General features: G+C 41.9%; 8 protein-coding genes. 1 reads left to right on the top strand and 7 read right to left on the bottom strand.

The genetic code is table 11. The annotated features are described in order from the left end of the window. Positions 1-115: 115 nt before the first annotated feature. The 5 genes from LN995_RS08670 to rpmH all read right to left on the bottom strand — a co-directional run bounded on the left by LN995_RS08670 (position 116) and on the right by rpmH (position 3,767). A complete protein-coding gene (locus LN995_RS08670; protein ID WP_229960376.1) occupies positions 116-628 on the bottom strand; it encodes a DUF2480 family protein in 513 nt (170 codons plus the stop codon). Between the two features lie 12 nt (positions 629-640). Continuing rightward, positions 641-1,336: a tRNA (adenosine(37)-N6)-threonylcarbamoyltransferase complex dimerization subunit type 1 TsaB gene (gene tsaB, locus LN995_RS08665; RefSeq protein ID WP_229960374.1), complete on the bottom strand. Its 696-nt coding sequence runs from the start codon at positions 1,334-1,336 to the stop codon at positions 641-643. Positions 1,337-1,485: 149 nt separating this feature from the next. Then, positions 1,486-3,135 (bottom strand): S41 family peptidase, encoded by a 1,650-nt coding sequence (locus LN995_RS08660; RefSeq protein WP_229960372.1) that lies wholly within the window; start codon positions 3,133-3,135, stop codon positions 1,486-1,488. A gap of 27 nt (positions 3,136-3,162) precedes the next feature. Then, positions 3,163-3,567: a ribonuclease P protein component gene (locus LN995_RS08655; RefSeq protein ID WP_229960370.1), complete on the bottom strand. Its 405-nt coding sequence runs from the start codon at positions 3,565-3,567 to the stop codon at positions 3,163-3,165. Positions 3,568-3,608: 41 nt separating this feature from the next. Further along, positions 3,609-3,767, bottom strand: coding sequence for a 50S ribosomal protein L34 (gene rpmH / locus LN995_RS08650; protein WP_200507851.1), 159 nt, complete (start codon positions 3,765-3,767; stop codon positions 3,609-3,611). A gap of 263 nt (positions 3,768-4,030) precedes the next feature. Between rpmH and LN995_RS08645 the strand changes: the two genes are divergently transcribed. Beyond that, positions 4,031-5,755 (top strand): M61 family metallopeptidase, encoded by a 1,725-nt coding sequence (locus tag LN995_RS08645; protein WP_229960368.1) that lies wholly within the window; start codon positions 4,031-4,033, stop codon positions 5,753-5,755. Positions 5,756-5,910: 155 nt separating this feature from the next. On the opposite strand, the gene LN995_RS08640 is transcribed toward LN995_RS08645, so the two are convergent. Together LN995_RS08640 and LN995_RS08635 are read right to left on the bottom strand one after the other, a co-directional pair. Further along, a complete protein-coding gene (locus LN995_RS08640) occupies positions 5,911-6,141 on the bottom strand; it encodes a hypothetical protein (protein ID WP_229960366.1) in 231 nt (76 codons plus the stop codon). 120 nt (positions 6,142-6,261) lie between these two features. Beyond that, positions 6,262-7,185: a PfkB family carbohydrate kinase gene (locus tag LN995_RS08635; RefSeq protein ID WP_229960363.1), complete on the bottom strand. Its 924-nt coding sequence runs from the start codon at positions 7,183-7,185 to the stop codon at positions 6,262-6,264. Positions 7,186-7,272 lie beyond the last annotated feature (87 nt).

The raw sequence follows: 7,272 nt of genomic DNA, 5'->3' as shown, positions 1-7,272 counted from the left end.
GAGTTCCTGAGCTGTTGATGTTTTTAAACTTTCATATTATCTTTGATAACAATGCCTGTTCAGGTACATAAACCTGAACAGGCATTAACTTTAATATACTTCAATACCACTGTACTTACACAACCTTTGGCTTTTTGTAAAGAGGTACTGTACTACACGGCTCACCATACATGACGCTGCTTGTTACAGGAAGTAGCTTACGCATAATCTCTACATATGCATAAGTTGGCACTTGTACATCACCACAGCCTTTTACAACGACCTTAGCATCTCTGTATTCCTCCGGGTCAATTTTAGAAATTGCTTTCTGCATTAACGCCTGCTCTAATGCCTCCAGATCGCCAAATACATAGTAACTAGCATGGCTCTGAAGTTTAGTAGCCAACAGCATATATGCCCAGGTCGGCACAATAGCATCAACAGAGCAAACTATAGCCACGTTCTTGCCATCATATACAGACCAGTCGTTTTCCTTAACAAAAGCTCTGAAGTCCTTCTCTCGCAGAATAAGGCCCTGAAAAAGATTTTCTTTGATATCATATACTACACGCTCACCCGGATGAAGCAATTTCTCCAGGTTTAGTGTTACCAAAGCACTTTGTGCTACTTTGTTTATTATTTCTGACATATCAGTAACAGTTTAATTTGTGCGCTTTCCCGCACTTGTTATATAAACATCCTTAAGATAGAAGGGTTCATAATAAGCAACATCTTCAAAAGCATGTGCCTCATATTTCTGTAACGCCAGTTGCCCAATAGGCTTTGCTGAAGGTAAAACTCCATCTATAAAAAGCGCATTACTATTATTTACCACCAATTCTTTAAACTTGCCTGCTCCACTACCAAAAAATATTATGCGTCTTTCCCTCAGCTGCTCCTGAAAAGTATCTGCTGCAAGTACAACAGGTGCAACAGGCACCAATTCCTGCAACTGGTGATCCAGTATACAAGCATACACTTCCATACGACGAGCATCTATCATAGGGCAAAAAAGAAACTGCTCCGGATTTGGCGTGCTGTTTATAACCTGAGCCGCCAGGCCATAAAGCGTGGACACCTCCAACAAAGGAATATCAAGCGAGAAGCACAAGCCTTTTGCAGTAGAAGAACCAATACGCAAACCTGTATAAGAACCAGGGCCACCTGAAACAGCTACAGCATTCAACTCTTTTAAAGTAATCCCACAATTTTCCAGCAACTGCGATACCATAACTGTAATGTGTGATGAGTGAGACTTCTCTATCTGAAGTTCTGCGCTACCCAACAATTGTTGTTCTTTATAAAGAGCAACAGAACAGACAGTAGAAGATGTTTCGAGCGCTAGCAGGTATGGCATGCTGTGTTTAATTTGTTTAGTATTGATGACTACCGCAAAATTAGTTTAACCTGAGCAAGTAGCCAAAGAATAAGCACAAAGGCTTTATAAGCAAAAAGAGGGTGAAGCTTTAACTGCAACACCCTCTTTTTGTATTTCAAAAGAACTTGCTATTTAACTTTTAAATAAGAAGCAAACTTCTGAGGATCGTTTAAAACTTGCTTCGCCATCAGAATATCTTCATCATCATCAAAAGTAGACTCTATGTATCCTTTTCTCAGATAATATCTGGAAGCAATTTCAGCCTCAAGCACTTCTTTTATTTCTGATTTAAAACGAGTGAGGTCATTTGCTTTGTTATGTGACACTTTCTTTTTGATGGCATCTAACTCATTTTTTATATCGTCGTAGTGTTTGCCCTCTTTAGCTTCATGAGAAAGTTCTTCCAGTTCACTTTCTATTTCTGTATTATAAGAAACATCTTTATCGCTTAGATAGGTAAGGAAACTCTGATACTCTGCGTCTGAAAGCTTAAACTCTTTGGCAGAAGGTATTGTTTGGTGCTCCGCTTTATATTTATTGGCAAAATCAAAGAAATAACCTTTGCCAGCTATTGTCTTCGTAATCTCTGAATAGCTTGTATGCTTTACTTCCACATCAGGCGCAACGCCTCCACCATCGTACACCATACGGCCAGCGGCTGTTTTAAAAGCGACTCTAAGCGAATCAGGAATTTTACCAACACTACCATCTTCGTTACGGTGCGCATAATCAATTGCCTGAATACAGCGCCCACTAGGAATGTAATACTTAGCTGTGGTTACCTTTAATTGAGAGTTGTAAGATAACGGACGAGTAGCCTGTACTAACCCTTTACCAAAAGTACGCTCACCTACAAGTACAGCACGATCGTAGTCCTGCATAACCCCCGCCACAATTTCAGAAGCCGATGCACTGTGGGAACTGGTTAATATCACCAATGGAATATCAGTATCCAAGGGCTCATCAAGTGCCTTGTACGTTTTATTCCATTCTTTTACTCTGCCTTTTGTACTTACAATGTCTTTCCCTTTATCCATAAAAACATTAGAGATATTTACAGCTTCATGCAGCAAGCCGCCCGGGTTATCGCGCAGGTCAAAAACAATCTTCTTCGCGCCTTGCTCCTTTAGTTTCTGAACAGCCACTTTTACCTCTTTAGAGGCGTCTACTGTAAAACCAGAAAGTTGAAAGTAGCCTATCTCCTCGTCTATCATGCCATAGTAAGGCACATTCTCTACCATAATATTAGCACGAGTAAGTTCTAATGTTTTAGGTTTAGACTGCCCGTAACTTAACACATCCAACTTAACTGCGGTATTGGCCTGCCCCTTTAAAAGCTTACTTACCTCATCTGTATTCTTACCTGTAACAGTAATCCCATTTATCTTGAGTATTTCGTCTCCTATGTTAAGACCTGCTTTGTGTGCAGGAGAGTTCTCATACGGCATCTGCACCACAACTCTTCCATCACGGTTACCTATAAGCGCACCAATACCGCCATACTGACCAGTCGTCATGGTACGGAAATCTTCAATATCGTCTTCAGGAATATAATTAGTGTAAGGGTCCAGAGACTTCAGCATAGCATCTATGCCGGTACGAACCATTTTTGAGGGGGCCACATCATCTACATAATAGGTATTAACCTCTTTGAAAAGCGTGGCAAAAACATCGAGATTTTTAGCAATCTCAAAATAGCGTTCTGAATCTGACCGGAAAGAGAATAGACCGAGAGCCAGACCAACGAGCAAAAAGCCCGCAATAAACTTTTTATACATAACTTTCAGATTAGGGACGTGGTAAGCTTATTTACTCAAACAACGTACCAAACCTGAAATTAGTTTTTTCTGGATAGCATCAAAGGATTTTTTTTCCTTGCCTATATAAAGAATGCCCAAAAGTCGTGGTGCTTGTTCCGGACTTTGGACAATAAGATGCTTATTAAGGCGGTAAGCCTCACGAATTTGCCGCTTAAGTCGATTACGATCTGTAGCACGTTTAAAAGCGCGCTTCGGCACGGAGACTAAAAGCTGGGTAGGCCCTTGCAATTCCTCTCCGGGTGAATAATACACAAACCGTAGCGGATACAAATTAAAAGAAGAACCCTTGCTAAAGAGCAGCGCAATTAAGTGCTTACTACACAAGCGTTCTTCTTTCGAAAATGTATAAGAATTCGGCTGGCCTGCTTTACTGTCGTTAGCTGGCTCCATGGACATGAGCGGCCACGGCTGGGCAATGCTCAACCTAGGAATTAAGCCTTATGTCTTTTTTCGTCAGAAACAGAAAGTCTCTTTCTGCCTTTGGCTCTTCTGCTAGCCAATACTCTTCTTCCGTTAGCGGTTTCCATTCTAGATCTGAAACCGTGTTTGTTTCTTCTTTTTCTCTGAGAAGGCTGGAATGTTCTTTTCATCGTCTGCCAATGGTTTTATTATGGCCTGCAAAATTAGAGAAGCTTTTGTAAAATTGCAACCTCTGTTACACATTTTTTGCCTACACCTAACCAACACCTGCTCCAGCAGCTCTTAAACACAGATTTCAGCCTGCGAAAACTTTACATTTACAAACACATACTGTATCAGATTATATGCTTTTATAGTTAACCGCAACGTAATCTGATTAACAATATAAATAGTTATCAAGTTATTATATTAGCACATCAAGCAAATCAAATACATGATCCATTACCGTGTTTCGTACAGCAACCCACTTACTCATTTTGTAGATATTGCCATTTCTATACAGGACAACAAGCAACAAGAACTCTATTTGCAGTTGCCTGCATGGCGACCAGGCCGTTATGAGCTACAGCACTTTGCACAGAAGCTACGGCAGGTGTCGGCTAAGGCAAACGGAGAAAGCCTGCAAGTAAAGAAAGTAACCAAAGACCGTTGGTTAGTGGAGACAAATGGAACAGATACAATAGAGGTGAGCTACAGTTTTTATGCACGCCAGATGGATGCCGGAGGCTCCTGGCTGGATGAAACACAGTTGTACCTGAACGGCATTAACTGCTTTATGGCGGTGGAACAACGTGAGCAGGAGGCCTGTAAATTAGAACTTGCATTACCAGGTAACTGGCAAATTGCCTGTGGCCTTTCCCAAACCAGTCCTAACACTTTACAGGCAGCTAGTTTCGATGAGCTAGTCGATAGCCCCCTTATTGCCAGTAGCAGTTTACATAAAGAGACTTATGAGGTAACTGGCATTCCTTTCCATATCTGGATACAAGGCTACTGTAAACCAGGTTGGGAGCAAATTATTAAAGATTTCAAAGCTTTTACAAAAGAACAGCTACAAATATTCGGTAGTTTTCCGGTACAGGATTACCATTACCTGAACCAGATACTGCCTTACCGTTACTACCACGGTGTAGAGCACAGCAACTCTACTGTCATTACGCTAGGCCCTGGTGAGCTATTGATGTCTCCAGCCCTGTACAAGGAGTTTATCGGGGTGAGTTCTCATGAACTGTTTCATACCTGGAACATCAAGAAAATACGTCCTAAAGAGATGCTGCCTTACAACTTTGCACAGGAAAACTATTTCCGAACCGGTTATGTGGCAGAAGGCGTTACGACCTACTATGGCGACTATATGTTAGCCAGAGCTGGTGTGTTTACAGCAGAGCAATATTTTGATGAACTGAGTACAACACTCCAACGCTATTTCGCCGACTACAGCCGCAACAACTTATCTGTAGCTGATTCCTCTTTTGACTTGTGGCTGGATGGATATAAGGCTGGTATCCCAGACAGAAAAGTGTCTATCTATGTTAAAGGCGCTCTAACAGCCCTCCTACTGGATCTGCAGTTGCGTAAGGTTACTGGCAACAAAGCAAGTTTAGATGTAGTAATGCGCAAGTTATGGGATGAGTTCGGTAAACAAAACATTGGTTATACCGAGCAGGACTACCAACAACTAGTGAGTGAGGTAGCAGGCACCTCTTTTCAGGATTACTTTGAGAAGTACATTGACGGAACAGCTCCGCTAGAAGAAGCTCTTGATGAAGCACTACACAATGTTGGCTGCACATTAAAAGCATCAGAGAACCCACTGCTAAACGAGCGCCTTTATGGATTTAAAATTGTTGCAGACGGTCAGGTCACAAAAGTGACAGGAATAGCACCAGGTTCACCTGCCAGCTTTGTATTAAGCACAGACGACGAATTGGTAGCTCTGAACGGGAGGAAAATAGAACAGAACCTGCAGTCCTTACTGGCACAAATAAACGTTTCAGAAGTCATATCTCTAACACTATTCAGAGATAAGCAACTGCGCCAGGTTAACCTACAACCAAACGGGCAAAGCTTTTACCAGAAGTATGCAATCGAAAAAAAATCTGCAGCCAGAGAAGAAGAGAAACGTAATTTTAAACTTTGGCTAAAGCAGGAGTTTTAAGAGCTGCTATACATAGCCCTTTAAGGTTAAAAAAAGCTAAAGCAGATTCCTCCCGCTGATCTAAATAGTATGTGAGAGGCAAGTACCTCGAAATAAAAAGAGGAAGGCTAAAACCGCCTTCCTCTTTTTATTTCATAGTTTTAATTTTGCTTTTATCACGAGCCACCTGACTTGTGTTTGATATTGGTGTTATTACCACCCTTCGCCAGGTTGCGCATTGGGTTTTGTACTTTAGAATCGCTGGCCTGCACAGACCTCTTAGAAGGGTCTACCGCCATTTTATCTGTGTATCCTTCTTCCAAGCGTTTATCCTCAATCCAACCAGTAGCTGGTTTTTCAGCCTGCTGCTGTAATCTTTCTTTATTATTATTTTTATCTTCTGCCATAACAAATTCCTTTCTTTAAGTCTACATTTAGTTTTACCCTATCCAAAGGCACTTTGTTACAGATAATCCAAATAAAAAGGAGACTAAAGCCTCCCTTTCCAATATACATTTTTTACAATACTACTGTAGCACCGTATCAAACTTTACAAGGTCAACAAACTGCTGTACACGTGCAGCAACCTCTTCCTGGCTTAGATCTTTCAGCCGCTCTGTTCCAAATTTCTCCACACAGAAAGAAGCCAAAGCTGAACCATGAATTACGGCACGTTTCATATTCTCAAAACTGGTGTCTCCTGTACTGGCAATATAGCCAACAAAGCCGCCTGCAAAGGTGTCGCCAGCTCCAGTTGGGTCGAACACTTCCTCCAGTGGCAGGGCAGGCGCAAAGAACACCTTGTCTTCACTAAACAATAAGGCACCATGCTCTCCTTTTTTAATGATAAGGAACTTTGGCCCCATTGCCATAATCTTTTTAGCAGCCTTCACTAAAGAATACTCACCGCTTAGCTGGCGAGCCTCTTCATCGTTGATAGACAGCACATCTACCAGGGCCATTGTCTCTTTCAGCTCATCCAGTGCAATATTCATCCAGAAGTTCATGGTGTCCATCACGATCAGTTTCGGGCGGTTGTGCAGGCGCTCAATTACGCTACGCTGTACGGCTGGCGCCAGGTTGCCCAGCATCAGGAACTCACAACCCTGGTAGCTATCCGGAATGGCTGGATCGAAATCGCCTAATACATTCAGCTCCGTTACCAATGTTTCACGACTGTTCATATCATTAAAGTAGCGTCCAGACCAGAAGAAAGACTTTTCGTTCTCCTTTACCTGCACCCCTTCGGTACTGATCTCCCGTTCGTGCATCAGCTTAATGTGGTCCTGGTCAAAATCGCCGCCCACTACTGATACCACGTTTACGGGCTTTACAAAATATGAAGCAGCCAAAGAAATATATGTGGCCGCACCACCTACAATTTTATCTGTTTTGCCGAAAGGAGTCTCCAGCGCATCAAACGCCATCGAACCTACTACTGTTAAGCTCATTTCTTCTGAATTAAGAATTAGAAATTATGAATTACAAATGGGAGGTAAAAATTAAGCAATCAAACTCCCATTCTTCCCTGTTGCAAA

It is taken from the genome of Pontibacter silvestris (assembly GCF_020907275.1).
Classification (GTDB): Bacteria; Bacteroidota; Bacteroidia; order Cytophagales; family Hymenobacteraceae; genus Pontibacter; species Pontibacter silvestris.
Note: the sequence above shows the minus strand (reverse complement) of the source record. Positions and strands in the feature narration are given on the sequence as shown.

Excerpts from the sequence above, each read along its gene's own strand:
- LN995_RS08670 (WP_229960376.1), bottom strand. The coding sequence starts at position 628 with ATGTCAGAAATAATAAACAAAGTAGCACAAAGTGCTTTGGTAACACTA.
- tsaB (WP_229960374.1), bottom strand. The coding sequence starts at position 1,336 with ATGCCATACCTGCTAGCGCTCGAAACATCTTCTACTGTCTGTTCTGTT.
- LN995_RS08660 (WP_229960372.1), bottom strand. The coding sequence starts at position 3,135 with ATGTATAAAAAGTTTATTGCGGGCTTTTTGCTCGTTGGTCTGGCTCTC.
- LN995_RS08655 (WP_229960370.1), bottom strand. The coding sequence starts at position 3,567 with ATGGAGCCAGCTAACGACAGTAAAGCAGGCCAGCCGAATTCTTATACA.
- rpmH (WP_200507851.1), bottom strand. The coding sequence starts at position 3,767 with ATGAAAAGAACATTCCAGCCTTCTCAGAGAAAAAGAAGAAACAAACAC.
- LN995_RS08645 (WP_229960368.1), top strand. The coding sequence starts at position 4,031 with ATGATCCATTACCGTGTTTCGTACAGCAACCCACTTACTCATTTTGTA.
- LN995_RS08640 (WP_229960366.1), bottom strand. The coding sequence starts at position 6,141 with ATGGCAGAAGATAAAAATAATAATAAAGAAAGATTACAGCAGCAGGCT.
- LN995_RS08635 (WP_229960363.1), bottom strand. The coding sequence starts at position 7,185 with ATGAGCTTAACAGTAGTAGGTTCGATGGCGTTTGATGCGCTGGAGACT.